The organism is Sphingomonas sp. 77B, from assembly GCF_056497825.1.
Window position 1 is genome coordinate 1 of sequence record NZ_JBWMBY010000002.1, and the last position, 25,672, is coordinate 25,672.

31 protein-coding genes, 1 pseudogene and 1 riboswitch are annotated in these 25,672 nt (G+C 64.5%); of the genes and pseudogenes, 16 read left to right on the forward strand and 16 right to left on the reverse strand.

Annotated features, from left to right (window positions below; genetic code table 11):
• Positions 1–167: 167 nt before the first annotated feature.
• From arsH to AC1GI4_RS17190, 12 genes and pseudogenes are all read right to left on the reverse strand, one after another.
• The gene (gene arsH / locus AC1GI4_RS17135; protein ID WP_018251259.1) at positions 168–908 is read right to left on the reverse strand and encodes an arsenical resistance protein ArsH; all 741 of its coding nucleotides are present in this window, start codon (positions 906–908) and stop codon (positions 168–170) included.
• The gene (gene arsN2 / locus AC1GI4_RS17140; RefSeq protein ID WP_018251258.1) at positions 908–1,339 is read right to left on the reverse strand and encodes an arsenic resistance N-acetyltransferase ArsN2; all 432 of its coding nucleotides are present in this window, start codon (positions 1,337–1,339) and stop codon (positions 908–910) included. Before arsN2 ends, arsH begins: the two co-directional genes overlap by 1 nt.
• Entirely contained in the window at positions 1,339–2,625 is a 1,287-nt protein-coding gene (locus AC1GI4_RS17145) for an arsenic transporter (protein ID WP_043061442.1), read from the reverse strand. Before AC1GI4_RS17145 ends, arsN2 begins: the two co-directional genes overlap by 1 nt.
• Positions 2,625–3,053, reverse strand: coding sequence for an arsenate reductase (glutaredoxin) (gene arsC, locus AC1GI4_RS17150; protein WP_018251256.1), 429 nt, complete (start codon positions 3,051–3,053; stop codon positions 2,625–2,627). Before arsC ends, AC1GI4_RS17145 begins: the two co-directional genes overlap by 1 nt.
• A gap of 11 nt (positions 3,054–3,064) precedes the next feature.
• Positions 3,065–3,397, reverse strand: coding sequence for an ArsR/SmtB family transcription factor (locus AC1GI4_RS17155; protein ID WP_018251255.1), 333 nt, complete (start codon positions 3,395–3,397; stop codon positions 3,065–3,067).
• A gap of 78 nt (positions 3,398–3,475) precedes the next feature.
• Positions 3,476–3,826 carry a DUF3147 family protein gene (locus AC1GI4_RS17160; protein ID WP_018251254.1) on the reverse strand — a complete coding sequence of 117 codons (351 nt, stop codon included), beginning with the start codon at positions 3,824–3,826 and terminating at the stop codon, positions 3,476–3,478.
• A gap of 30 nt (positions 3,827–3,856) precedes the next feature.
• On the reverse strand, positions 3,857–4,774 hold the full coding sequence (locus AC1GI4_RS17165; protein ID WP_018251253.1) for a cation diffusion facilitator family transporter: 918 nt from the start codon (positions 4,772–4,774) through the stop codon (positions 3,857–3,859).
• Entirely contained in the window at positions 4,774–5,031 is a 258-nt protein-coding gene (gene copM / locus AC1GI4_RS17170) for a CopM family metallochaperone (protein ID WP_231376782.1), read from the reverse strand. Before copM ends, AC1GI4_RS17165 begins: the two co-directional genes overlap by 1 nt.
• Positions 4,967–5,206 (reverse strand): hypothetical protein, encoded by a 240-nt coding sequence (locus tag AC1GI4_RS17175; RefSeq protein WP_018251251.1) that lies wholly within the window; start codon positions 5,204–5,206, stop codon positions 4,967–4,969. The genes copM and AC1GI4_RS17175 overlap by 65 nt, the downstream gene beginning before the upstream one ends.
• Positions 5,203–5,886, reverse strand: coding sequence for a ZIP family metal transporter (locus AC1GI4_RS17180; RefSeq protein WP_018251250.1), 684 nt, complete (start codon positions 5,884–5,886; stop codon positions 5,203–5,205). The genes AC1GI4_RS17175 and AC1GI4_RS17180 overlap by 4 nt, the downstream gene beginning before the upstream one ends.
• A 25-nt stretch (positions 5,887–5,911) precedes the next feature.
• Positions 5,912–8,257, reverse strand: a pseudogene (locus tag AC1GI4_RS17185) (efflux RND transporter permease subunit); the annotation flags it as partial.
• Between the two features lie 18 nt (positions 8,258–8,275).
• Positions 8,276–9,033, reverse strand: a protein-coding gene (locus AC1GI4_RS17190; protein WP_096614366.1) for an IS5 family transposase whose coding sequence is annotated in 2 segments (ribosomal slippage) — positions 8,276–8,712 and positions 8,712–9,033 — 759 coding nt in all. Because the reading frame shifts where the segments join, the coding sequence is not laid out codon by codon here.
• A gap of 240 nt (positions 9,034–9,273) precedes the next feature.
• On the opposite strand from AC1GI4_RS17190, the gene AC1GI4_RS17195 reads away from it, so the two are divergent.
• Positions 9,274–9,597 carry a hypothetical protein gene (locus AC1GI4_RS17195; RefSeq protein ID WP_170172305.1) on the forward strand — a complete coding sequence of 108 codons (324 nt, stop codon included), beginning with the start codon at positions 9,274–9,276 and terminating at the stop codon, positions 9,595–9,597.
• On the forward strand, positions 9,594–10,196 hold the full coding sequence (locus tag AC1GI4_RS17200; protein WP_018251247.1) for a hypothetical protein: 603 nt from the start codon (positions 9,594–9,596) through the stop codon (positions 10,194–10,196). The genes AC1GI4_RS17195 and AC1GI4_RS17200 overlap by 4 nt, the downstream gene beginning before the upstream one ends.
• 19 nt (positions 10,197–10,215) lie before the next feature.
• On the opposite strand, the gene AC1GI4_RS17205 is transcribed toward AC1GI4_RS17200, so the two are convergent.
• Positions 10,216–10,893 carry a hypothetical protein gene (locus tag AC1GI4_RS17205; RefSeq protein WP_125972932.1) on the reverse strand — a complete coding sequence of 226 codons (678 nt, stop codon included), beginning with the start codon at positions 10,891–10,893 and terminating at the stop codon, positions 10,216–10,218.
• On the opposite strand from AC1GI4_RS17205, the gene AC1GI4_RS17210 reads away from it, so the two are divergent.
• From AC1GI4_RS17210 to AC1GI4_RS17250, 9 genes are all read left to right on the forward strand, one after another.
• Complete coding sequence (locus AC1GI4_RS17210; RefSeq protein ID WP_018251246.1) at positions 10,868–11,239, forward strand: TIR domain-containing protein; 372 nt, start codon at positions 10,868–10,870, stop codon at positions 11,237–11,239. The two genes, AC1GI4_RS17205 and AC1GI4_RS17210, sit on opposite strands and share 26 nt — an antisense overlap.
• A 13-nt stretch (positions 11,240–11,252) precedes the next feature.
• Positions 11,253–12,242: a caspase family protein gene (locus AC1GI4_RS17215; RefSeq protein ID WP_018251245.1), complete on the forward strand. Its 990-nt coding sequence runs from the start codon at positions 11,253–11,255 to the stop codon at positions 12,240–12,242.
• Position 12,243: 1 nt separating this feature from the next.
• A complete protein-coding gene (locus AC1GI4_RS17220) occupies positions 12,244–12,522 on the forward strand; it encodes a hypothetical protein (RefSeq protein ID WP_018251244.1) in 279 nt (92 codons plus the stop codon).
• A 44-nt stretch (positions 12,523–12,566) separates the two neighbouring features.
• A complete protein-coding gene (locus AC1GI4_RS17225; RefSeq protein WP_206379129.1) occupies positions 12,567–13,478 on the forward strand; it encodes a DUF3800 domain-containing protein in 912 nt (303 codons plus the stop codon).
• Positions 13,479–13,685: 207 nt separating this feature from the next.
• Positions 13,686–14,309, forward strand: coding sequence for a hypothetical protein (locus tag AC1GI4_RS17230; RefSeq protein ID WP_056432825.1), 624 nt, complete (start codon positions 13,686–13,688; stop codon positions 14,307–14,309).
• A 439-nt stretch (positions 14,310–14,748) separates the two neighbouring features.
• Positions 14,749–15,684, forward strand: a complete 936-nt coding sequence (locus tag AC1GI4_RS17235) for an ArdC family protein (RefSeq protein ID WP_042469543.1) — start codon at positions 14,749–14,751, stop codon at positions 15,682–15,684.
• Positions 15,681–16,334, forward strand: a complete 654-nt coding sequence (locus AC1GI4_RS17240; RefSeq protein WP_018251240.1) for a hypothetical protein — start codon at positions 15,681–15,683, stop codon at positions 16,332–16,334. Before AC1GI4_RS17235 ends, AC1GI4_RS17240 begins: the two co-directional genes overlap by 4 nt.
• Positions 16,335–16,354: 20 nt before the next feature.
• Positions 16,355–16,672: a DUF7673 family protein gene (locus AC1GI4_RS17245; protein WP_018251239.1), complete on the forward strand. Its 318-nt coding sequence runs from the start codon at positions 16,355–16,357 to the stop codon at positions 16,670–16,672.
• Positions 16,669–16,866, forward strand: coding sequence for a hypothetical protein (locus AC1GI4_RS17250; RefSeq protein ID WP_018251238.1), 198 nt, complete (start codon positions 16,669–16,671; stop codon positions 16,864–16,866). The genes AC1GI4_RS17245 and AC1GI4_RS17250 overlap by 4 nt, the downstream gene beginning before the upstream one ends.
• A 57-nt stretch (positions 16,867–16,923) precedes the next feature.
• On the opposite strand, the gene AC1GI4_RS17255 is transcribed toward AC1GI4_RS17250, so the two are convergent.
• Positions 16,924–17,487, reverse strand: a complete 564-nt coding sequence (locus AC1GI4_RS17255; protein WP_018251237.1) for a manganese efflux pump MntP — start codon at positions 17,485–17,487, stop codon at positions 16,924–16,926.
• 4 nt (positions 17,488–17,491) lie between these two features.
• Positions 17,492–17,662, reverse strand: a riboswitch (yybP-ykoY riboswitch).
• A 68-nt stretch (positions 17,663–17,730) separates the two neighbouring features.
• Positions 17,731–18,000 carry a metal-sensing transcriptional repressor gene (locus tag AC1GI4_RS17260; RefSeq protein ID WP_007406864.1) on the reverse strand — a complete coding sequence of 90 codons (270 nt, stop codon included), beginning with the start codon at positions 17,998–18,000 and terminating at the stop codon, positions 17,731–17,733.
• A gap of 137 nt (positions 18,001–18,137) precedes the next feature.
• Here AC1GI4_RS17260 and AC1GI4_RS17265 point away from each other — a divergent pair, with 137 nt between their 5' ends.
• Entirely contained in the window at positions 18,138–19,262 is a 1,125-nt protein-coding gene (locus tag AC1GI4_RS17265; protein ID WP_007406849.1) for a nickel/cobalt efflux transporter, read from the forward strand.
• On the forward strand, positions 19,262–19,453 hold the full coding sequence (locus tag AC1GI4_RS17270) for a DUF1289 domain-containing protein (RefSeq protein ID WP_037569978.1): 192 nt from the start codon (positions 19,262–19,264) through the stop codon (positions 19,451–19,453). Before AC1GI4_RS17265 ends, AC1GI4_RS17270 begins: the two co-directional genes overlap by 1 nt.
• 152 nt (positions 19,454–19,605) lie before the next feature.
• Here the strand turns inward: AC1GI4_RS17270 and AC1GI4_RS17275 are convergent, their stop codons facing one another.
• Positions 19,606–19,806 (reverse strand): hypothetical protein, encoded by a 201-nt coding sequence (locus tag AC1GI4_RS17275; protein ID WP_232252448.1) that lies wholly within the window; start codon positions 19,804–19,806, stop codon positions 19,606–19,608.
• Positions 19,807–20,013: 207 nt separating this feature from the next.
• Here AC1GI4_RS17275 and AC1GI4_RS17280 point away from each other — a divergent pair, with 207 nt between their 5' ends.
• The 3 genes from AC1GI4_RS17280 to AC1GI4_RS17290 are packed head-to-tail and all read left to right on the forward strand — an operon-like array spanning position 20,014 to position 25,657.
• Positions 20,014–21,273, forward strand: coding sequence for a TolC family protein (locus AC1GI4_RS17280; protein ID WP_007406848.1), 1,260 nt, complete (start codon positions 20,014–20,016; stop codon positions 21,271–21,273).
• Positions 21,270–22,424: an efflux RND transporter periplasmic adaptor subunit gene (locus AC1GI4_RS17285; protein ID WP_007406857.1), complete on the forward strand. Its 1,155-nt coding sequence runs from the start codon at positions 21,270–21,272 to the stop codon at positions 22,422–22,424. The genes AC1GI4_RS17280 and AC1GI4_RS17285 overlap by 4 nt, the downstream gene beginning before the upstream one ends.
• Positions 22,421–25,657: an efflux RND transporter permease subunit gene (locus tag AC1GI4_RS17290; protein ID WP_018251231.1), complete on the forward strand. Its 3,237-nt coding sequence runs from the start codon at positions 22,421–22,423 to the stop codon at positions 25,655–25,657. The genes AC1GI4_RS17285 and AC1GI4_RS17290 overlap by 4 nt, the downstream gene beginning before the upstream one ends.
• Positions 25,658–25,672: the final 15 nt, after the last annotated feature.

The following is a 25,672-nucleotide window of genomic DNA, read 5'->3' on the forward strand; positions in this document are numbered from 1 at the left end:
ATCTCCTAGATTGATAACATTGATTATGTAAAATCTGGTCGTGGTTTACGCTGTTAATTGGCCTCGCTTGGCTTCGAGCTGGGTCGAGTGAGCCAGCGCGGCGAGAGCTTCATCACTTCGCAAGCATCGGAAATAGTCAATTCTTTTAGGCAGTTCAGTTGTGAGACCTACGGCGCAATCGCGATGCTGGACAGGTCCATCGCAGTATTGATCGGCACCCCGGCTTCCTTTCGCTCTGAATAGCGATCGACCAGTTGCACAGTATGCGCGCGCAGCAGCACCGTGAACCGCACCAGCTCCTCCATCACATCGACGATCCGGTCATAGTAGCTCGATGGCTTCATCCGTCCGTCGTCATCGAACTCATTGAACGCCTTGGCGACGCTCGACTGGTTCGGGATCGTCACCATCCGCATCCAGCGACCCAGCACGCGCAGCGTGTTGACGCTGTTGAACGACTGCGATCCGGCCGACACCTGCATGACCGCGAGCGTCCGCCCCTGCGTCGGGCGCATCCCGCCCATCGACAGCGGCAGATGGTCGATCTGCAATTTCATGATGCCGGTGATCTGCCCGTGACGTTCCGGGCTGCACCACACCTGACCCTCCGACCATAGAGACAGCTCGCGCAGCTCATGGACGGCCGGATGGTCGTCGCCGGCATGTTGGTCGGGCAGCGGCAGGGCCGATGGATCGAAGATGCGCGTCTCGCAGCCGAAGAACCGGAGCAGGCGCGCCGCTTCCTCGACACACAGCCGGGAGAAGGACCGTTCGCGCAGCGAACCATAGAGCAGAAGGATACGCGGCGCGGAATCGAGCGGGCCAAGCCCCAGCGCCGGCCGCTGGATGGCATAGGCGGGATCGAGTGCCGGCAGGGTATCGGGATCGGCAAGCGTGCGGAGCGGCATCAGAGAGCTTTCACGAGATAGGCGGCCGACGCCGGGCATAGCGCGGTAAACTCGCGCGATGCGGCGACGGCCGGGGGAGCAGCGCCGCGATCTGCGTCGGCATAGCCAAGCGCCCGGAAGAATGGCGCGGCCGTCGTCGTCAGCAGATGGAGGCGACGCACCCCGAAGTCGCGCGCCTGTCGTTCGAGGGTGGCGACCAACGCCCGCCCCAGGCCATGCCCGCGGCGATCGGCAAGGATGACGATCGAGCGGAGCAGGCGGTCAGCCCCTTCCCCCTCCAGGCCGCCATAGCCGACGAGGCTATCGGCCTCGAACCGGAAGAACAGGCGGCCAGGGTCGGCGAGGTCGGCGCTCGGTAGGCTCGCAGCGTTGAGGAACCATGCCAACCCGGCCAGCTCGGCGGGTTCGAGTGTCGTGATGGTCAGTCCCATCACGCGAGGCTGATCCGGATCGCGAGCGCCGCGAGCGTGATGAGCAACACCGGCACGGTGAGCGTGACGCCAACACGGAAGTAATAGCCCCATCCGATCCGCACGCCCTTCTGTCCAAGGACGTGGAGCCACAGCAGCGTCGCGAGCGAACCGATCGGCGTCAGCTTGGGGCCGAGATCGCAGCCGATCACGTTGGCGTAGATCATCGCTTCCCTGATCGCGCCCGTGGCGTGGGTGGCGTCGATCGAGAGCGCGCCTACCAGCACGGTCGGCATGTTGTTCATCACCGACGACAGGACGGCCGCGATCACGCCCGTACCCAGCGCCGCGCCCCACACGCCCCCTTGCGCCGTGCGATCGAGCAGCGCCGCCAGATGATCGGTCAGGCCGGCGTTCCGCAGGCCGTAGACGACGAGATACATGCCGAGCGAGAAGATCACGACCTGCCAGGGTGCGCCGCGCAGCACCTTGGCCGTTGAGATCACCTGGCCCCGCCCCGCGATCACCAGCAGCAGGATCGCGCCGGCAGCGGCCACGGCGCTGACCGGCACGCCGAGCGGTTCGAGCAGGAAGAAGCCGGCGAGCAGCAGCGCGAGAACGATCCATCCGGCGCGGAAGGTCGCGGCATCGCGGATCGCGTCGCGCGGCGCGCGCAGCGCTCCCACGTCATAGTCGGTCGGTATGTCGCGCCGGAAGAACAGCAGCAGCGCGCCCAGCGTCGCGGCGATCGACACGAGGTCGACCGGTACCATCACGGCCGCGTATTCGCCGAACCCGATCTTGAAGAAATCGGCCGACACGATGTTGACGAGGTTCGACACGACCAGCGGCAGGCTGGCGGTGTCGGCGATGAACCCGGCGGCCATGACGAACGCCAGCGTCGCCTTGTCCTTGAAGCCGAGCGCCCGCAGCATGGCGATGACGATCGGCGTCAGGATCAGCGCCGCGCCGTCGTTGGCGAACAGCGCGGATACCGCCGCGCCGAGCAGCACGATCAGGACGAACAGCCGACGACCATGCCCCCGGCCCCAGCGGGCGACGTGGAGCGCGGCCCATTCGAAGAACCCGGCTTCATCGAGCAGCAGGCTGATGACGATGATCGCGACGAACGCAGCGGTCGCATTCCAGACGATGCCCCACACCACCGGCACGTCGGACAGCGTGACCACCCCCGCGAGCAGCGCCACGACGGCCCCGCCCATCGCGCTCCACCCGATGCCGAGTCCCTTGGGTTGCCAGATGACGAGCGCGATCGTCGCGACGAAGATCAGGACGGCAAGGAGCATCAGGCGACGCGCTGGCCCGAAGCATCGACCACCTTCTCCCCGTCTTCCTTCGCGAACGCGCCGAGCTGATCGCTTGGCAGCAGATCAAGCACGGCATCGGACGGCCGACAGAGCTTCACGCCGAGCGGCGAGACAACCAGCGGCCGGTTGATGAGGATCGGATGCGCCATCATCGCATCCACCAGCGCGTCGTCGGACAGCGACGTGTCGCCCAGGCCCAAATCGGCATAGGGCGTCCCCTTCTCGCGCAGCAGCTCACGCGGCCTCATGCCGGCGCGGTCGATCAACTCGACTAGCAGCGCGCGTGCGGGTGGGGTTTTCAGATATTCGACCACATGCGGCTCGATGCCGGCATTGCGGATCATCGCCAGCGTGTTGCGCGACGTGCCGCACTCGGGGTTGTGATAGATGACGATATCGACGGCCACGGGATGTCCTTTCAGCAGCAGGGGGCGAGTTCGGCGACGAGCGGCGCGCACAGCTCCGCATTGCCGGCGCAGCAATCCTTGACGAGGAACAGCGTCAGCGCGCGCAGGCCGTCCAGATCGGCACGGTAGATGATCGAGCGGCTATGCCGTTCGGAGCGGACCAGACCCGCACGGGCGAGGATTCCGAGATGCGCCGACATGGTGTTCTGCGGCACGTCGAGCTGGCGGGCGATATCGCCTGCGGCCATGCCGTCCGGTTCGTGCCGCACCAGCAGGCGGAACACGTCGAGGCGGGTGCCCTGTGCGAGTGCGCCCAGCGCAGTGATAGCCGAGTCGTTTTCCATATATCCAGCATAGCGGATATATGGCGTTGGTCTAGTGTGCGTTGCCTCTCAACATTGCGGGAGACCTGCGCTGATGGCCTATAACCGCAGGCCGAGGCGTGGACCAAGGCATACCAGGCCGAGATAGAGCAGGATGGTAAGGAGGCACCCCGCGCCCAGCGCTAGCCAGAATGGTACGTTGCGCCCGAGCAACGCGGGGATCAGCAGGAACATCGGTAACGATGGCAGCACGAACCAGAAAGTCGCCCCGGCGTGAGACGCCATCAGCACCCGATCTTGGGTGTCGCGCCACAGCCAGATCATTCCCAGCACAGAGACTAACGGCAACGATGCGACAAGTGCGCCGACGCCGGGACTGCGCTTGGCGATCTCCGAAACCGCCGCGATAATCGCACCGGAGATCATTGCCTTGATGACGACATAGAGCATACCGGTTGTGACTTTCGATCGCCGAGATGGCTAGCGATGAAGGTGCTGGTCATCCTCACAGGCTTGCGATGGCGCTTCGGTCTGGATCGTCGAATGTTCGATCCCGAACCTCTCGTCGAGTGTTCTGGTCACTGCAACCCTGACGCTATCGGGATCGACGCCCTCGCCGAGCGTCACATGGGCGGTGCAATTGATCTCGTCCGAAGCCATCGACCAGACGTGCAGGTCATGAACGCCGGCGACACCCGGAATGGCGGCGATCGTTGAACGGATCTCCGGCAGCTTCAACCCGCCGGGGACACCTTCCAGCAGCACGTTGATCGTTCCCTTGAGCAGAACCCAGGTGCGCGGCAGCACCCACAGGCCGATGCCGATGGCGATGACTGGATCGACCCACGTCCAGCCCGTGAACCGTATCGCGAGGGCACCAAGGATGACGCCGACCGAGCCGATCATGTCGGCCCATACTTCCAGGTAGGCGCCTTTGACGTTGAAGCTTTCGTCCTTGCCGGCGGTCAGCAGACGCATCGATACGAAGTTCACGACGAGGCCAATGACCGCGACGATCAACATGCCGGTCGACTGAATCGACTGCGGCTCGCGGAAGCGCTGGATCGCCTCGTAAAGGATATACATGGCGACGACGAACAGCAGGATCGCATTGAAGGTCGCGGCGAGGATTTCCAGTCGTTTGTAGCCGAACGTCCGCTTGTCGTCGGCAGCCTTCTTGCCGAGATGGATCGCCATCAACGCGATGACCAGACCGGCGACGTCGGTCATCATATGGGCTGCGTCGGACAGCAGCGCGAGGCTGTTGAACACGAAGGCGCCGACCACCTCTGCCACGAGATAGGTCGCCGTCAGGGCAAGCGCCCATCTGAGCATCTTGGCGTTGGCGCCGGCCGTATGGTCGTGGCTGTGCCCGGCTTCGCCGTGATCGTGTGCCATTATCGCGTCCCCTTCTTTGTGGCTTGCCGTTCGGCGAGCCAGGCCTGCATCTTCACGATTTCGGCCTGTTGGGTCCGGATCACCTCCTCCGCCATCGCGCGCACCTTCGGATCGGTGCCGTTGGCAAGCTCGGCGCGAGCCATATCGACCGCACCTTCATGGTGCGGGATCATGCCCCGAAGGAAGTCGGTATCAGGATCGCCGGTCGACGGCATCGCCATGCCGGCCGTGCCGTGCGCTCGATCCGTGGATGGCATCGGTCGCACCGGACTCGTTCGATCCGAACTGGCCCGCCGGCTTGCCGCCGGAACACGCAGACAGGGCAATCGCAGCGGCCAGAAAGGACCATCGCGCCGTGGTGATCGACATTTTCTTCTCCTTACGGGATGGATCGCGGCGCACATCGACACCGCTCAAGGTCAGGCCGGTCACATCGCGATCTCCTCGATGAGCAGCAGTGCGAGAAAGCCGACGAAGAACATCGCGCTGATGAGCGGAGAGTCCGGTTTCTCGTGCGCCTCGACCAGCAGCTCCTCGGTGACGAGGTAGAGCAGCGCCATCAGGCCGAAACTCAGGAATCCCGTGATCCACACCGGCGACAGCAGCGCCACGGGCTGCACGACGAGTGCGCCGATCGGCACCAGCAGCGCAAGCGCGCAGGTTAGGCCGATCGCCTTCATCTTGCGATACCGGCTCGTCAGATCATTGGTGAGCGTCAGGGCCAGGAACAGCACTTCGAGCGTCAGCGCGACCGCCAGCAACGTGCCCGCCTTCTCGCCGGCGATGAAGGCCAGACCCAGAACCAGGCCGTCAATAGCAAGATCGAGCCCGATCGCGGCGAGCAGCGCCACGGGGCCGTCAAACCGGCCTTCCGCCGCCTTGAGGCCCAGCATTACCGCGACGCCGATCGCACCGCCGATCAGCGTCGCAGCCGGCGATCCCCCGTGCATCACCAGCGGCAGGATTTCGGTCGCCGCCGCGGCAAATACGACGCCGGCTGCAAGGTGCTGCATGGCGGCGACCAGCCTCTCGCCGGGTGTGCGCCACCCGGCGAGAAGCGCGCCGATCATGATCGCGATCATGGGGATCAGTGCGAACTTGAGCGCCGCCATCGTCAGTCCCCCCTGCCAGACGCGATCATGCGGGTTGCGGCAGCGGCGCGCCGTCGTCCGCCCTATCCGCGTCGTCGACCTTGACCGCTTGCTGCCCGAACCGGGCGTAAAGCGTCGGCAGCACGAACAGCGTCAGCAGCGTCGCCGAGATCAGGCCGCCGATGACGACGGTCGCGAGCGGCTTCTGCACTTCCGCGCCGGCTCCGCTGGCGAATGCCATCGGTACGAAGCCGAGACTGGCGACCAGCGCGGTCATGACGACCGGGCGCAATCGCTGGAGCGCGCCCGTCCGCGCCGCTTCGGCCCGGTCCATGCCCGACCGGATCAGCTCCTGCACCGAACTAACCATGACGAGGCCGTTGAGGACCGCGATACCCGACAATGCGATGAATCCCACCGCGGCCGAGATCGAGAAGTCCATGCCGCGAACGAACAGCAGCAGCACGCCTCCCACCAGCGCGAAGGGCACGCCGGTGAAGACGATCGCCGCATCGCGTACCGATCCCAAGGCCCCGTAGAGGAGCAGCAGGATCAGCACGAAGCACGCCGGCACCACGAGTTTGAGCCGCTGGCTGGCGGATTCGAGATTCTCGAACTGGCCGCCCCATTCGAGATAGCTGCCCGCCGGCAGGCGCACGCCGGCGACCGCCGCCTGCGCATCCGCGACCACGCTGCCGACGTCGCGTCCGCGGACGTTCGCCTGGACGACGACGCGGCGCTTGCCGTTCTCGCGGCTGATCTGGTTCGGCCCGTCGACGACGCCGATATCGGCGACGCTGGACAGCGGCACATAGCCACCGCCGGCGACCGGCACCTGCACCTGTTCGAGCAGCCCCAGGTCGGCGCGCTCGGCGTCCGACAGGCGGATGACCACCGGAAAGCGCCGGTCTCCCTCGAAGATCATGCCGGACTCGCGACCGCCGAGCGTGGCGGTGATGGTGTCCTGCACATCCTGCGCGGTGACGCCGACCCGTGCCATCGCGTCGCGGTTGACGCGAATGTCGAGCATGGGAAGTCCCGTCGTCTGTTCGACCTTCACGTCAGCCGCTCCTTGCGTCCGGCGAAGGATGCCGGCGATCTGTTCGGCGGTGCGGTTCATGGAGGCGAAGTCGTCGCCGAACACCTTCACCGCGATGTCGCCGCGCACGCCGGCGATCAGCTCGTTGAACCGCATCTGGATTGGCTGCGTGATCTCATAGGCGTTGCCCGGGAACTGCGCGAGCTTCGTCTCCAGCCGCTCGACCAGCGCGGCCTTCTCCAGTTTGGGGTCGGGCCATTCCGCATGCGGCTTCAGGATGACGAACATGTCGGTCGCGTTGGGCGGCATCGGGTCCGAAGCCAGCTCGGCCGTGCCCGTCTTGGAGAAGACGAACCGCACCTCGGGTTGCTTCGAGACCATGCGCTCGATCGGCACCTGCATCGCCTGGCTCTGCTGCACCGATGTCGCCGGAATGCGCAGCGCCTGGATGAGCAGGTCGCCCTCGTCGAGCTGGGGGAGGAACACCTGTCCCAGCGTCGTGAAGGCAAGCGCCGCGGCGACGAGGCTGACGACGCCGGCGCCGATGGTGATCGACGGTCGCTTCATCGCCTTCTCAAGGCCCGGTTCGTAGCGCTGCTTCAGCCACGAGATGATCCGCCCGTCCTCCTCGTTCACCCTCCGCGACAGCCAGATGGCGATCGCCGCAGGCACGAAGGTCAGCGACAGGACGAACGCGAACAGCAGCGCGATGATGACGGTGAGCGCCATCGGCACGAACGTCTTGCCCTCGACGCCGGTCAGCGTCAGCAAGGGCACATAGACGAGGATGATGATTGCCTGCCCGTACACGGACGGACGGATCATCTCGCGCGCCGCGGTCGCGACCGCCTCCAACCGCTCCTTGACGCTCAGCAGGCGACCTTCGTGATGCTGTTGCTCGGCGAGACGCCGCAACGCATTCTCGACGATGATGACGGCACCATCGACGATCAGCCCGAAGTCCAGCGCGCCGAGCGACATGAGGTTCGCCGAAACCCCCAGCCGTAACATTCCGAACCCGGTCAGCATCATCGTGACCGGGATGACCGCCGCGGCGATCAGCGCGGCGCGGAAGTTGCCGAGCAACAGGAACAGCACGACGATGACGAGCAGTGCGCCTTCGCCGAGATTCTTCGCCACCGTCTTGATGGTGGAATTGACCAGGGCTGTGCGATCGAGGACCGGCTGCACCACTACGTCGGGTGGCAGCGAGGCGTTGATCGACTTCAACCGATCGGCGACCGCGGTCGCGACGTTGCGGCTGTTCTGTCCGATCCGCATCACCGCGGTGCCGACGACGACCTCCGTGCCGTTCTCCGACGCCGATCCCATGCGGATCGCCTGACCCGTCTTAGGGTCAGGACTCATTGGTCATAGCCAGAAGATGACGGTGGCCGCGAGGGCGACGGCAGAGAAGAAGACGGTTGGGCAGCGGTCGTAGCGAGTTGCGACGCGGCGCCAATCCTTCAGACGGCCGAACATGATCTCGATGCGGCTGCGGCGCCGGTAGCGGCGCTTGTCGTATCTGACCGGCTCGTTGCGCGATCTGCGGCCCGGGATGCAGGGCTGGATGCCTTTGGCTTCCAGGGCGTCTCTGAACCAATCGGCATCATAACCACGGTCGCCAAGCAGCCACTGTGCTTTCGGCAGATCGTCGAGCAAGGCTGCCGCGCCGGTGTAGTCGCTGACCTGCCCGGCGGTCATGAAGAAGCTCAAGGGCCGCCCGTCCGCATCGCTGACGGCGTGCAGTTTGGTGTTCATGCCGCCTTTCGTGCGGCCGATCAGACGGCCGAGATCCCCTTTTTTACCCGCAGACTCGATGCCGTGCGGTGTGCCTTCAGGTAGGTCGCGTCGATCATGACGGTCTTCGGCACGGCCTCCGCTGCCGCGAGACCTTCCATCATTCGCAGGAAAATACCCCTCTCGCTCCACCGCTTCCAGCGATTGTAGAGCGTCTTGTGCGGCCCATAGTCCTTCGGTGCATCACACCAGCGTAGCCCGTTGCGATTGACGAAAATGATGCCGCTGAGCACCCGCCGATCATCGACCCGAGGCTTGCCATGGCTCTTGGGAAAGAACGGTTGCAGACGCGCCATCTGCTCATCCGTCAGCCAGTACAGGTCGCTCATCCACTCTCTCCTCACGGAGCCTGAATCAGATCGCGCCTCCCACATCAATGGGTCCTGACCCTAGGGACGATCAAGCAGTAAGCGAGGCCTGCCGCCGGCCCGTGCTCTACTGCGCTGGCGTGTGCCACGCCGCTCCGCGGAACCCCGTCGCCGGGTTTCCGCCCGTGCGGGTGACGATCAGACTAGGCCACAAAGGGCCGCCCTCGCGGGCAGGCGTTGCTCATGCGGGGAACCGCTCCAATGCTTGAGCGCGGTTCTCCCGCCGCCGTCCTGATCGGCCGTTGGGGCATGGCGCTGTCCCTTGTCGTCGGCGCCGTCCTGGCCGGTCGCCTCATCCGTGCTTTCCCCTACCTGCTCCCCAACCGCCTTCCCGGCCTGGTCCTCTACGAGCTGGGGCCAGCGCTGATCCTCGGGGTGGCGATCGGGGCCGCCATCGCCATCACGCACGACTTGCGCCCCGGCATCCGGGCGCGGCTCGCGCTGTTCGCGCTCGCCGCGCTGGTCGCCGGCGCCGTCACGCTGGCCGTCGAGTTTGACGCAGCCTTGCAAGGACGTTGGCTATGAGGAAGCAGCAACGGTTCGTCGCCATCGAAGGGCCGGTCTCGTATATCATCGGTTTTCACGACACGACCGACGTAAGCGTGACCCAACACACGACCCACCGCGCAGACCCCGCCGTGCCCATTTCGCATCCCGGTGATACGATCCACCGGACCGGCCTGACCCGCGCGGAGACGCATACCTTCGTGAATACCTCCCGCGAGTTCGCGATGCTGTTCGAGGTCAACGGCCACACGCTCAAGCTGTGCGCGAGCGACTATATCGCCTTGGCCGTCGGCGACCGCGTTCGTGCCGTATGCGAGCCCATTCCGGACTGCCCCATGCTGGTCCGCGACTGGCATAATCAGACGCGGGGCATCCGCTTGCGCGACCTTCCCACCCCGCTCGCCAGCGTCGCGACGGAGATCTGCTTCAGCCTGATCCTGCTCGTCATCGGCTTGGGAGCGGTCTTCCTGTCGGGCGATGACGGGGACGCGCGCACCTTCACGCTGATCGGATGCGGCCTCGTCGCCTTTGCCGCGCTATGCGCCCTATCGGCCAATCGTGGCGCAGCGCGCACCGCCCGAACCCACGCCGAACTGGATCGCCTTACACGACGATGAGGTGTGCCACGTGGCACACCTATCTGCGCGGTGCGCCGCAACCTACTTCTTGGCAGGCGCCGGAGGCGGCGGCGGCGGTGGTGGGGCGACCGGAGCCCGTGGCGCCGGAACAACGCCCGTTTGAGGCTGCGACACGCCCCCCGGCGGCAACGGCGCGCGTGGCGGCGGCGCTATCCCCCTCGATCCGCCCGATCGGGATGGCGGCGGTGCTGGCGGAGGGGCTGGCTTCTCGCTCATTGATACTGACCACGTTCGCTGTGACAAAAGAGAACAAACATAGAAGAGCGGCGGGAAATGACCATAGCGCGAACCCGTTGAGACGTTCGGACCAAGCCGCTACCGGCGGGATATCGTCGTAGAGGGCAGCTCGCCGCGCATCGACCGCCTTACGCGCCGTCGCGAAGCTCACCGTCAGGGCAAGAAGCCCCAAAACATCGATCGCCCATCCGGCAACCAAGGCATACGGCCACACCGCCTTGGCAAGCGGAACCGCGCTTCCTACAAATGACACAGAAGCGGCAAATAGCGCCGTGTGTGCAAGTGCAACAAAGCTGTCGCGTGCAGCTTCGTTTTGAGCATGGGCGGTATCCAGAGCTTGCAGCTCATGCTTAAAGTCGTCGGGCGTTCGCTGATTCATTATCGAAATAGAACCATAATGGAGGATGTTGGAAATGGCTGATAAGAAAGTGCTCTTCATCGCGTTCGCCATCGAGGATGAACGGCAGCGTGACTTCCTCAAAGGGCAGTCGCTCCATCCGCGGCAGCCATTCGAGTTTATCGATATGTCGGTGAAGGAGCCATACGACAAAGACTGGAAGGATCGTGTCCGCACGCGGATCAAGCGCTCGCATGGTGTGATCGTTCTGGTCAGCAAGAACTCGGCAGCCTCGACGGGCCAGAAGTGGGAAATCCAGTGCGCCCAGGAAGAGGGCAAGCCGATCCAAGGCATCTACGCCTATAAGGATGATCGCGCCTCGATCGCGGGCGTCAGCACCGTTGCCTGGAGCGACGCCAACATCACCAACTTCATCGATTCACTCTGAGCCGGAGGCGACGGTGCGCAAGGCCCTGATCGTCGGTATCGACCATTACGAGAAAATCGGGAACCTCAGCGGGTGCGTGAACGACGCGCACTCGGTGAAGGCCATGCTCGAGCGCCACGCCGACGGCACCGTCAACTTCGCTACACCTAAGCTCCTGACCGGCACCGGTCCCGGCGATCTGGTCGATCGCGAGGAGCTGAAGGCGGCTGTCCGCGAACTCTATGCCGACGACGCGGACATCGCCCTGTTCTACTTCGCCGGGCATGGCTTCATCGAGGACACCGGCGGCTACCTCTGCACCAGCGACAGCCGCAGCGGCGACGATGGCCTGCCGCTTTCAGACATCATGACGCTCGCTGCCAATTCCGGGGCGAAGAACAAGATCATCATCCTCGATAGCTGCCATAGTGGCGCTGCCGGGGAACGTCCCACCCATCCCGCTGCGGAAATCCGCGACGGCATGACCATCCTCACAGCGTCCACCGCCGAGCAATATGCGATGGAGGTCGAAGGGGGCGGTGCCGGCGTGTTCACCAGCCTGTTCGTCGACGCGCTCGGCGGCGCCGCCGCCAACCTGCTGGGCGACGTCACGCCGGGCAGCGTCTATGCTCATATCGACCAGTCGCTTGGGCCGTGGAAGCAGCGCCCGGTGTTCAAGACGAATGTCAAAACCTTCGTGTCGCTGCGCAAGGCGGCACCCCCGATCGCGCTGACCGATCTTCAGGCGCTGGCGAAGCATTTTCCGACCGCCACTTACCAATTCCCTCTCGATCCGGCATTTGAGCCCGAGCGGTCGGAGGAGCAGAAGAACGACCCCTCCATTCCACCGCCGGACCCGGAGAAAACCGCGATATTCGCGGTGCTCCAACGGTATGTGAGGGTCAACCTCGTGCGCCCCGTCGATGCACCGCATATGTGGCACGCAGCGATGGGCAGCAAAGCCTGCGAGCTGACTGTATTGGGCGAGCATTATCGAAGTCTGGTGGAAAGCGGGCTGATCTAACATGGCAAAGCCTCTCGCCGCTGACGCCCGTAAGACCTTGGTCGAACGCCTCGCCGCGATCGAACATGAGCGCTGGTCGCATTGGCAGCGCTACATGCACGGCAAGGCGACCAAACAGGAGGACGGCTCGTTGCTGATCCCCGCCGATCTTGTCGAACGCTGGGAAAAGCAGATTGCGACCGACTATGCCGATCTTCCCGCCGATGAGCAGGAGAGCGACAAGGAGCAGGTGGAGCGATACCTGCCCATCATTGAGGACGCCTTTCGCTCAGGGGAGTAATCAGCGTCCGTTCTTGACAACACCAGGCTCATCGCTCATATCTGTTGACGGACGCGGCTCACGGGCTGCCCCAATTCCGAGGCCCACGCTTAGCGTGGGCTTTCGCGATTCTGGGGACCTGCATGCTGTATTTCGCTTATCTCGACGAGTTTGGCCACATCGGCCCGTATGTCGCGCGCGACGATCCCGCCTACAATGACAGTCCCGTTTTCGGGCTCGGGGGCATGATCCTCCCCTACTCATCCGTGCGGCAATTCTCGACCTGGTTCTACCAGCTCAAATGCAACATGCTGGCTTGGGAGATCGGGCAAAGCGGCCAGCATCCCGCGACATGGGAGAAGAAGGGCTCGGCCCTCTTCACCAGCATGAACGTCGAGAAATACCGGCAGGTTCGCACGGCGGCCAATCGCATCCTCAACAAGATCCGCGCAAGCGGCGGGCATGTCTTCTACGTTGGCCTCGAGAAGAACCGCCCCGTCGCGGAGTTTAAGGCGCAGGCGCTTTACCTCACGGTCCTGGGCGAGGCGATGAAGCGCCTCAACCAATATGCCGATCAGAACGACGCCGATATGGTCATCGTCATGGACGAGCATCAGGATCGCGACGCCATCCTGACTCGCGCGAGCCAAGCCATGTATGGTGGCCCCTCCCCCCGGCGTCGCATCATCGAGCCGCCCTTCCAAGTCGAGAGCGAACGCTACCAGACATGCCAGTGCGCCGACTGGCTATGTGGTCTGGTCGGCCGCGTCGGCGCCTATCAGGCGCGCCCCGACGAATGGGCTGACATGGCTTGGTCGCAGACCTACTTTCAGGACCGGCTCGACGCGGCATCGGTGCGAAGCTCGATCCGCCTGCAAACGGCCGCTACCGAGGTCGAAACGGTGGAAGCCCTACCCGCCGTCGTCGATACAGGTCTCGCACAGCCTGCACCGGGCAACGACGACACGCCGGCCTGACTCCGGCGGGTCAATCCGCCGGCATATCACTCGGCCGGGTCGGACGCATCGTTCCAGCGATGAAGAGGGGTGTGCCACGTGGCACAGCTACGCCAGCAAGGAACTGGTTCCCGAGCTGGGGCCGCGTTCGTCAGCTCGACGATCCAGCCACCCGTGTACGTGGGATCTATACGCCGCTTCGCAAAGCCATTCCCGTAAGGAGGACAAATGCCCGCAGGCCCTGGAACATCTTCCTCACCGCGTGAACTCGTCACCAAGGCGTTTGACTCCGCCTTCGTGATCGCCACCATATTAGCGGCCATCTATTTTGCCGGGTGGACCTACAGACAGGCCTATTTCGGCCGTTTTGCCATCGATCCGACCAATCTTGGCGGTTCGAACATTGCAGTTGCGGTGGAGGGCCTCGGTGCCATTATCACCACAACCGGCGCGTGGCTTACAGCGATCCTGCCGCTGCTGATCGTGACGGCGCTTACTTTGATTGCCGGCAAGCTCTTCGACCGCGCCAGGGCTGCATCGCATAGGCCGCCGTTTTTTGATCCTCTGACATTGTTTATGGCTCGGGTGGGGTGCGGGACCATTGTCATCCTCATTGTGGTCGCCGCTGGCCATGTTGCAGGTACGATCCGAGCGAAAGACCGCATAGGTAACATCACCCGAGGGGAGGTGTGGATTTACCATCTCGAAGGAAAGCAGGTGTCAGGTATCACGCTGGGGCAATCCAACGACATGACATGGGTTCTCACCAAAGAGGGTGTGCGGCCCCTCAAAACGGCAGAGATCCAGCTTATAGATGGCGCTCTATTCAACAGGGTTGCTACAGAACGCTAACGTCTAGGATCAGCGTGAAGCCGGGTGCGACCCTGCAAGCACCGCTCCTTTCGCTCTCTGCGCCGACCAAGCCGCCGTACCGCCGTCTCGGCCCTATTGGGTGACGATCCTCGCGTGAAAGGTGTGCCACGTGGCACACCTGATCGAAGCGCCTAGGGCGCGGCGTAAGCCCGTTCGCGCCGCTGCCCTCCCCCGGAGGCCATCCAGCGCCGGGGAACACCAAGGGCGGCTGCCCTTTCGTTCCCGAACGACAATCGACCGCCCGTGTAATCCGCCAAGCGTGGCACTCGACGCCCTGCAGGGCGTCGGCCACGCTAGGGCGGCTCGCCCGCGCCAGCGGTAGATTCTCGCCCTCCCTCCCCATCCCGTTCCTCGCCGGAAAGGCAGAGCCGGTTGCTGTTGCGACCGGCTTTCAGCCTCAGAGGAAAGGAAGACAATCATGGGACGGATCACCGACAACCGGGCCGACATCTATCAGGAAATCACCGATCAGATGATCGCCATGATCGAGGCGGGCACCCGGCCTTGGTCGAAATCGTGGAACGGCAGCACCGCACCCACCATCCCGCTGCGCTCGACGGGGGTTCCCTATCGCGGCATCAACGTCCTGACCCTTTGGGTTGCCGCCATGACGAAGGGCTATGCTTCCCCGCATTGGCTGACCTTCAAGCAGGCGCTCGCGCTCGGCGGCTGCGTCCGCAAGGGCGAGAAGGGCTCAACCGTCGTCTATGCCAACAAGATCGAGGTGAACGCCGACAGCAAGGCACAGGAGGGCGCAGAGCGAGGCGAGGATGGCAAGCGTCAGGTGGCGTTCCTCAAGCGCTACACCGTCTTCAATGCCGAGCAGATCGACGGCATCGAGGCGAAATATCCTGCCCCCTTGCCCGTCATCACCGCGACCAATCCCGACCAGCGCGACGCCGAACTGGACACGCTCTTTGCCCGCGTGCCCGTCACCCTCAAGCACTTCGGTTCCCAGCCCTATTATCAGCCGAGCGGCGATCATGTCGTCATGCCGCAGTTTGCCGACTTCCACACCAGCGACGACTATTATTCGACCCTAGCGCACGAGCTTTGCCATGCGACGGGGCACGTTGACCGCCTTGCCCGCCCCTCCCTCATTTCCACGAAGCGCGAGGACTATGCTCGCGAGGAACTGGTCGCCGAGCTTGGGGCCGCGTTCGTCAGCGCCACCATCGGCATCAAGCTCCACGATCGCGAGGACCACGCCGCCTATCTGGCGAACTGGCTTCAAGCGCTCCGCAACGACAAGAAGTGCATCTTCACCGCCGCACGGCTCGCGCAGGACGCGTCCGACTGGCTGTTGAGCCGCATGGCGGTCGAGACAGCGCCCGAACTGGAGGCGGCGGCGTGACCGCCGCCGACGATCCCGGCCCCGACGGGGGCCGGGGCGTGGCGGCGCGCATTGTCTTTGACCCGAGCGTCGCCACGGTGAGCGAGGAGGAGTTTAACGAGCTGGTCGCGATCATGCGCGATGGCCCAAATGCGAAGCCGCTGACCCCCGAAGCGCAATGGCGGCGCGACTATCACAAGGCGATGTTCCACCGCCGCCTTGTCGGCGTACAACCCGACCTGTTCGGCGGGAAGCCGGTAACGCATATGTACAAGGCCGCCCCCGGGCCAGTCAGCGACTGGAAACCGGAACCGGTCGAGGAGAAGCTGTCCCGGATCGCGCGCGATCCCCAAGCGACGTTCGGCATCGGCCGACCGGCTCTTTCGCCGGAGGAACTGGCCGTCGTCATCGACGGCGCAGCCAATTGGCTGCGGATCGCGCAGCGGGTCCGGATTGCGGGCGCTTTCGCATCCTATGACGGGCGCGCGGAACGCCGCATCGGTCGGAAAGGCGTGATCTGGCGCTTGTGCAGCCCGGTGTTTGCAGGCCACACCTATGTTTATCTCGATCCGACCGGCGCCGAGCGGGTAGAGAAGATCGTGATGGTGGAGCTGCGCGACGTCGAGCCGATCGATGATGCGCTGTTGGTCCCCGTCCCCTTCCACGCTTGAAGGAGCAGAAGCGAATAGTCATGAGCCCACCCCAACGCCGCCCCGCAATCCGGGCTGTCAGCTTCGAGGACGTTGGCGAGGCCATTGCCCGCCTGATCGTCGTCGCCGGGTCCGATACCGGCCAAGCCTCGCGTGCGGCCGACTTCCTGTTGGCATGGTGGGACGGCAGTGCATGGGGCCATTTTCCGGTCCTTCACCTCTGCAATTGCGATCCCGGCATCTCGGAAGACATGCTCATCGTCATGGCGCATCTGGCGGCCGAGCCGTCCGTCTATCCCGATGCTTGGGGCTACCGCGACGCGATGGCGGCGCTGGTCGAGCAGTGGCGGCCCGCATGACCCCGCTGCGCACCGCCATCGACATCATGACGGGCTTGCCCATCGATCGCGATACACGCCGCGCGCGGCTACTCGCCGCGCGCCGCAAGCCGGTCGGAAGCATCCCCCGGCGCGGCATCCTGTCCGGCCATTGGGATCGTGGCAATGTCGTCGGCGCGTTCCGGGGAGGACGCGGCAGCTTTATCGCGGACTAGCTGCGAAATCGCGCGCCGCTTCCCCGCCAAGCGAGCAAGCGGCGCGCTGGTTTGAGGTCAGGCGGTGAGGTGCTGGTAGAGGATCGTGCCGCCGATGAGGATGAGCGTCAGCCCGCCCAGCATCTCTGCATAGCGGCCGATATACCGTCCCGCGTGCTTGCCGAGCATGACGCCGATCGTGGCGACGACCGTGGTGATCCCGCCAATGATGAGGCACGCGGTCAGGATATTGACCTGCATGACCGCGAGACTGACACCCACCGCCGTTGCATCGATGCTGGTGGCGAGCGCGGTAACGACCAGTCGCCACACGCCGGTCTGAGCGCGCTGACCCGCGTCCACGTCGCTTTTCGTCGCTGCATGGATCATATGCCCGCCGACGCCGAAAAGCAGGAAGAAGGCTATCCAATGATCGACTGCCGCGATCCAAGTGCTCAGCGCCAGGCCGATCGCCCAGCCAATCGCCGGCGTGATCGCCTCGAAGAAGCCGAACACGGCGCCGACACGTAAGGCATCGCGCCAACGATTGCGCTGATTGGTCGCACCCTTCCCCACCGCCGCAGCGAAGGCGTCGACCGACAAGCTGGCGCCAAGAGCGCCGAGCGTTAGCAAACCCGTCATTGATATACGTCCAAGGGCCGTCAACCGAACGACGCAATCCACCTCCGGCCACGAGAGAGGTAGCGCATCGTTGGTCTCGCCGGGCAGATCAAAATCTGCTGCCATCGCCACGAACCGGAAGGTTCAAGGATGTTGACGATGGCCCCGCAACAGCGGGTAGCTACTCCCCAAGAGTGAGACGCCCGTATCCCCTGGGGGGCATATGTACAAGCCGAATCCGATCAACCCTGTCCGATTAGGCGATCACCAGTATTTGGATATCGCCCGGAACTGCTCCACCGCCACCTTTGTCCCCTCGCCCTCTTCGGCGTGAACCAAGCAGTGATCGATATGATCGTTGATGAGCGCGCGCTTGGCGCTGGCGATCGCGTTCTCCACCGCCTGAAGCTGCTGCGCGATATCGACGCACGGCCGTTGCTCTTCGATCATCCCGACGATGCTTTTCAGGTGCCCGGTCGCACGGTTGAGCCGCTTGATGATCGCGGGATGATTGGAATGATCGTAATGGGCCATGTCACCCTATAAGACAAACGGACGAACTTTGTCGAGCAACCCCCCGGGGGGATAGACTCTATCCCCATGGGGGGATATGGACCTGCCCGAACTTCACGTCCGATCGGTCGCGACCGCCGGGCTTGCCGGGACGCACCATGACCTCTTTCGCCGAACTCGTTCAACAGGGCAGCTCCAATCTCTGGCTGTTCATCCCGACCGCGCTGCTGCTCGGTGCGCTGCACGGGCTGGAGCCCGGCCATTCCAAGACCATGATGGCTGCGTTTATTATCGCAGTGCGTGGCACTGTTGGCCAAGCCGTCCTGCTCGGCCTGTGCGCGGCGCTTTCGCACACCGCGATCGTGTGGGGCATCGCGCTTGGCGGGCAATATCTCGGGCGCGGCATCAACACCGAAACGACCGAGCCTTACCTCCTGCTCGGCTCGGCCGTCATCGTTCTTGGCATCGGTCTATGGATGATTTGGCGCACGCGTGCCGATCAGAAGGCCGAAGCCGCGCACGATCACCACCACCATCACGGCGAGGACGAGATCCGCACGATCGACACCGGCCACGGCATGATGCGTCTGGAGATTTTCGAGGATGGCGTGCCGCCGCGCTGGCGGGCGAGCTTTGCCAAGGGTGGCTGGAAAGCGGCGGATGTTATCCTCACAACGGATCGCGGCGAAGGCCGTTCGCAGACATTCCGCTTCGTCGATCGGGGCGATTACATCGAAAGCGTCGAGGAGATCCCGGAACCGCACGCCTTCAACGCGCGCGTCTCGCTGGGCCACGGCGGCCACAGCCATGACTACGACCTCACATTCGCCGAACACGGGCACGATCACGGCCACGGGCATGATGGACTGAAGGTCACGGGCGACGATGCCTACATGAACGCGCATGAGCGCGCCCACGCCGCCGATATCAGCCGCCGGTTCGCCGATCGTCAGGTAACGACCGGCCAGATCGCGCTGTTCGGCCTGACGGGCGGGCTGATCCCCTGCCCCGCAGCCGTCACCGTCCTCCTGCTCTGCCTCCAGCTCAAGCGTCTCGCGCTCGGTGTCGTGCTGGTGAGCGCGTTCAGCGTCGGCCTTGCCGTGACGATGGTCAGCGCCGGCGTCATCGCATCGCTCAGCGTCACGCACATCCGCAAGCGCTGGTCAGGGTTCGGCGACTTCGCGCGCAAGGCGCCTTATGCGTCGGCGGGCCTGATGCTCGTGATCGCGGGCTACATGGCCTATTCCGGCTTGCAAGGCCTCAGTCGGATCGGCGCGATCTGATGCGATCGCCTTGCGTCGATCTATGTGGTTTCGATGCCCGCACCGGATGGTGCCGGGGGTGTGGCCGCACGCGCGACGAGGTCCGGCGTTGGCGTAACCTGCGACCTGGTGATGCACGCCGCGTCATGAGCGACCTGCCACACCGCTTGGCAAAGCTGACCGACCGTTCCGCAAAGGGGGGCACGTCCTGATGTCGTGTCTCGCCGCCAAGGCGCTGGTATAATGTCGAGCAGGCTGAAATAGCGTGAACGCTCGAATTGACCGGCAAGTGATTTCCTTGCCCCGTTTTTTGCGTCGGCTTACGCTGCAAATGATGGCGGTGCAGCGTTCCTCTGTTGCGATCCTAGGAGTCGTGTTGGCGCTGGCCGCTGTCCTCGGGCTTGTCGCAGTATCGGGATGGCATAGCGCCATGGTTCACGATCACGGCCCGGTTCAAGTCGCCATGGTCGATACCCATTCTGATGACGATCACGACCATGCGGTTATGATCGATCATGACGATCAGGCTCCGGCAAAGCAGGCCGACGGCGACGGGCCAGCTCACCTTCTTGCCCACGCCGCAGGCCACTGGGTTGCTTTCGATGGCGCGAGGGCTGCGCCGGTTGCGGCCATCGTCGCCGCTCGCGTGTGGTCGATATTAACTCCATCGCTCCCCAGCGGGATCGACCCATCTAAGCTTCTGCGTCCGCCTCGCGGTTGAGTCTCGCCGACGCCGCGCGCGTCGACTGACTACCCTAGAGGATCATGCACTATGAACGGCAGTTTTCGCCGGTCGCGCACCGTTGCGCTGACCGGCGCCTTTGCGGCGCTATCGCCCGTAGGTGCGGCGTGGTCGCAGACCGCACCCCCCTTTGCACAGCTTCTAAATCAGACGCGTGATGTGCCGCGCGTCCTGGCGCTAGAAGCAGACGTCGCCCGAGCACGCGGCTTGGCATTACAAGCGCGCGCCCGACCGAACCCCTCGATCAATGTCTATGCAGAGAATTTCGTGGGCGACCACGATCGCAATGCGCGCAATCAACAACAGACGACTTTCCAGGTCGATCAGCCTGTCGAACTGGGCGGCAAGCGATCCGCTCGGATCGCCGCCGGTGAAGCCGGGATCGTTGCGGCAAAGGCGCGCGATCGTGACGGCCGTCTCGTCTTTGCGACTGAGCTGGCGCGCGCTTATGCTGGTGCCGAAATCGCCGATCGTCGCATCACCATCGCCGAAGAAGAGGTTAAACAGGCGACCGATGTCTTGAGGGTTGCCCGCGCTTTGGTCGGCGCCGGCAAGGAAGCCCGTCTCCGGCAAGTGCAGGCCGAAACCGAACTGAACACGCTTCAGGCCGACCTCGAAAACGCGCGCGCTTTCAAGACGGTCGCGCTGGCACGTCTTTCGGCGCTCGCCGGTATGACCACCCCCTTCACCGGTCTTTCGGAGTCACTCCTCGATCGGCTCGATGCCAAGCCGGCTTTCGGTCCCATTGACGCGATGCAGGCGACGACGGTGCGGGTCGCGGAAGCCGAACAAGACGCCGCTGCGCGGGCGGTGACGGTGCAACAGCGCCTCGCCATTCCGAACGTCACTGCGCAGCTTGGAGTGCGTCAACTCCGCGTCGCGAGCGGCCCTGCCCTAGTCGCCGGCATATCGGTCCCGCTCCCCTTCTTCGATCGCAACCAGGGCAACATCGCGGCGGCACGCGCTGAGCTGCAAGGAGCAGAAGCGCGCGCCGCCGCGGCCCGGCTCGAAGCCGAGGCCGGGACACGCGCCGGTCTAGCGCTGGTCGAGGCAGCCGACGCTCGTGCCGCTGCCGCGCAGCGGACTTTGACAACCGCCGAAGAAGGCTACCGCCTCGCCCGCATCGCTTACGAGGCAGGTAAAAGCCCGCTGATCGAACTGCTCGCCGCACGTCAAAATCTCGGAGTCGCCCGCGGCCTCATCCTCGATGCCGCCGCAGCGCGCCTCGACGCCCGCGCCAATCTCGCCCGTCTGCAGGGCCTCACCATCACCGGAGAAGCGGTGCAATGACCGATAAAACTCGCCTCTACACCGGCGCCGCCATTGGCCTGGTCGCTGCCGCCGCGCTTGGATTCGGCGCTGCGCGCCTCACCCAATCGCCCGCCCCTGCCCCTGCTCCTACGGAGGCCGCAGCGCCAGCCAAGCCGTCGAACACGGTCGCGATGACGCAGCAGGCACTTTCGGCATCGCAGATCACTGTAGCCCCGGCGGCCTCCGGCGAGCTGGACGCCGCGATCCTTGCCTCCGCTACGGTCGAGGCGACGCCCGACGCCGAGGCGGTGCTGACCGCGCGCGCACCGGGCACGGTCAGCCGTATCATGGTCCGCATCGGCGATCTTGTGCGAGCCGGCCAGACGCTCGCTCTGGTCGAGAGCCGCGATGCTTCGCAGATCGCAGCCGATCGCTCGGCCGCGTCCGCGCGCGTCACTCTCGCCGCTCGCCAGCTCGAACGCGAACGCGGTTTGCTTGCCCAGGGCGTCACCCCCCGCGCTGACTATGAAGCCGCACAAGCCAATCTGGCGGTCGCCCAGGCCGATGCCCGGCGCGCTAGCGCCGCCGCAGGCGCTGCCCGCGTATCAGGTGACGGCCGATCGGTTGCGGTCGTCAGCCCCGTCTCGGGGCGCGTCACCAATGCTGGTGCCAATCTCGGCCAGTTCGTCGCGGCTGAAACCGAGCTGTTCCGCGTCGCCGACCCGCGCCGGCTTCAGATCACGGCTAGCGTTCCCCCCGCCGATGCAGGCCGGGTCCGAGAAGGTGACAGGGTGGAGTTGACCACCACCGATGGCCGCAAGATCGAGGGCCGCGTACGTTCGTCGACCGGCGTCGTCGATCCGCAATCGCGGACCGCGACCGTCGTCATCACGCCGACCTCTGGCGGCAGCACACTCGCCCCGGGCCAGCTTGTGCAGGCTCGTATCCTCGCCAGCGGCGGGGCCGCCAAGAGTGGCGTGATGGTGCCGCAAGACGCGGTGCAGACGCTTGGCAGCGATACCGTAGTGTTCGTCCGCACCGGCCAAGGCTTCCGCGCACAGCCGGTTCAGGTCGGCAGCCGATCAGGCGGGATGGTGGCGATCACCGGCGGCCTCGCCGCCGGCACGCAGATCGCCACCACCAACGCTTTTCTCCTCAAAGCGGAGATCGAGAAGGAGTCGGCGGAATGATCGGCCGCATCCTCTCCCTTTCGGTCCGGATGCGATGGCTTGTCGCCGTCCTGACCCTCGTCGTCATTGGCTTTGGTTTATGGCAGATCACCAAGCTGCCGATTGACGCTGTGCCCGACGTCACCAACCGACAGGTCCAGATCAGCACATTCGCCCCGACGCTTGGGCCGGTCGACATCGAAAAGCAGGTGACGTTCCCGGTGGAAACGGCGCTGGCCGGAATCCCAGGGCTTGAGATGACCCGCTCCATCTCGCGCAACGGCTTCAGCCAGGTAACGGCGGTCTTCACCGACCGCACCGACATTTACTTCGCGCGCCAGCAGGTGACGGAACGGCTCGCACAATCGCGCGACAGCCTGCCTTCCAACGCGCAGCCGATCCTAGCACCGCTCAGCACCGGGCTCGGCGAGATTTTCTTCTATTCGGTCGCCTTCCGTCACCCCGACGGCAAGGGCTTGAAGACGGTCGATGGGAAGCCGGGCTGGCAGTCGGACGGCAGCTATCTCACGCCCGAGGGCGAACGCCTGACCACCGAGCTGGCGAAGGCGGCATATCTCCGCACGGTGCAGGATTGGATCATCCGCCCACAGATGCGCGCCGTGCGCGGCGTCGCCGGGGTTGATTCCAACGGCGGCTATGTGAAGCAATATCTGATCGAGCCAAACCTGAACGCGCTCGTTAGCTATGGGCTGTCGGTGACGGAGTTGGCGGACGCGATGGAGCGGGCCAATCTCTCTGCCGGCTCCAATTACGTCCGCCGTGCCGGCGAGAGCTTCCTTGTCCGCGCCGATGCTCGCCTCAAATCGATCGATGACATTCAGGAAGCCGTCGTGGCAACCCGGAACGGCGTTCCCATCCGCGTCAAGGACGTGGGCCAGGTCGTGATCGGCGGTGCGGTCCGCACCGGATCCGGCAGTCGCATGGGATCGGAAGCGGTCATCTCGACCGTGCTGATGCTGGTGGGCGACAACAGCCGCATCGTCGCGACCGATGCCGCCGAGAAGCTGACGCAGATCAACAAGGCGCTGCCGCCCGACGTGTTCGCCGAGCCGGTCTACAACCGGTCCAAGCTGGTCAACGCGACGATCGCGACGGTCGAAAAGAACCTCACAGAAGGCGCGCTGCTCGTCATCGTCGTGCTGTTCCTGCTGCTCGGCAACATCCGCGCCGCGCTCATCACCGCTGCGGTCATCCCGATCACTATGCTGATGACGGCCGCCGGCATGAACGGGCTGGGCGTATCGGGCAACCTGATGAGCCTTGGAGCGCTCGACTTCGGGCTGATCGTCGACGGCGCCGTCATCATCGTCGAGAATGCGCTTCGCCGCCTCGCCGAGCGCCAGGAGCATGAAGGCCGGCTTCTCACCCGCGACGAGCGGATGGAGGAAACGACACTCGCGGCCAAGGAGATGGTGCGGCCGACCGTTTATGGTCAGCTCATCATCTTCCTCGTCTTCGTGCCGCTGCTCACCTTCCAGGGCGTTGAGGGCAAGACGTTCGCGCCGATGGCGATCACGTTGATGGTGGCGCTCGCCTCCGCTTTCGTCCTGTCGCTGACCTTCGTTCCCGCGATGATCGCGATCGTCGTCAAGGGCCGGGTCAGCGAGACGGAAGTGAAGCCGATCCGCTGGTTCAAGGAACGCTACGCCCCCGTGCTGGGCAGGGGCGTAGCTCGGCCGATGCCCTTCATTCTGGGCGGTGTCGGCGTGTTCGTCGCGGCAGTGCTGAGCTTTGGCTTGCTCGGCGAGGAGTTCATGCCGCAGCTCGACGAGAAGGACATAACCGTCACCAACTTCCGCGTGCCATCGGCGTCGATCGATCAGTCGACACAGATGCAGCTTCAGATCGAGAATGCATTGAAGACGCTGCCGGAGGTGGCGCTGGTCTTCTCTAAGAACGGCAACGCCGATCTCGGCACCGATCCGATGCCGCCCAATGCGTCGGATACCTATGTGATTCCAAAGCCAGAGGACGAGTGGCCGGCGGAGGTTAAGAGCAAGGAGGACATCCTTCGCCGCATCGAGGAGCGGATGAAACCGCTGATCGGCAACCGAACAGAGATTCAGCAACCGATCCAGATGCGCTTCAACGAGCTGATCGCCGGCGTTCGCGCCGACGTCGCGATCAAACTCTACGGCGATGACCTCGACGCGATGAGCGAACAGGCGCGGCGCATCGCTTCCGTCATGCGCACCATCCCGGGCGCTGGTGACGTGAGTGCCGAACAGACGTCCGGCGCGCCGACCTTCGACGTGCAGATCGATCGGCAAGCGGCGGGCCGTTATGGCCTGTCGGTTGAGGAGGTGGCGAACACGGTCTCGGCTGCGCTTGGCGGGCGCGAGGCCGGGTTGTTGTTCGAGGGAGACCGGCGGTTCGACGTCGTGGTCCGCCTCCCCGATGCGCAACGGGATGACCTTGAGACACTGGGGTCGATCCCGGTGATGCTGCCCACTGCCGAGGGTCAGGTGGCGCGCTCGATCCCGCTCAGCCAGGTCGCCCGGTTCAACTACACGCAGGGGTTGAACCAGGTTAGTCGCGAGAATGGCAAGCGGATGGTGGTCGTGCAGATCAACGTCCGCGGGCGCGATCTTGGCGGGTTCGTCGACGAAGCACAGGCGAGGATCGGCCAGATGCAGCTTCCCGCCGGCATGTATACTGAGTGGGGCGGCACCTTCGAGAGCCTGCAATCGGCTCGGTTGCGCCTGCTGATCGTCGTGCCGATCTGCTTTATCGCGATCTATGCCCTGCTCTACATGGCGCTCGGCAGCTTCGTGTCGGCGGCGATCGTGTTCTCGGCGGTGCCGATGGCGCTCGCAGGGGGCGTGTTTGCGCTGCTGCTGCGCGGTATCCCCTTCTCGATCACCGCAGCGGTCGGGTTCATAGCCCTATCGGGCGTTGCCGTCCTCAACGGCCTCGTGATGATGAGTGCGATCGGAAAGTATCGCGAAGACGGTGCGGCCGACGACGATGCGATCGTGGGCGGCGCAATGGAGCGCGTCCGTCCGGTGCTGATGACCGCGCTGGTCGCGTCTCTTGGCTTCGTGCCGATGGCGCTTGCGACCGGCACAGGAGCAGAAGTGCAACGCCCACTCGCAACGGTCGTCATCGGGGGGCTTATAACATCGACAATCCTGACCCTTCTTGTCCTGCCAGCCATCACAGCGTTGTCCATGCGATTGAGAGGCTCAAAGGCACAAGGTTCGACTGTCGGCACCACAAAGGCCCAGATTTGAGTCTACATGCGCACG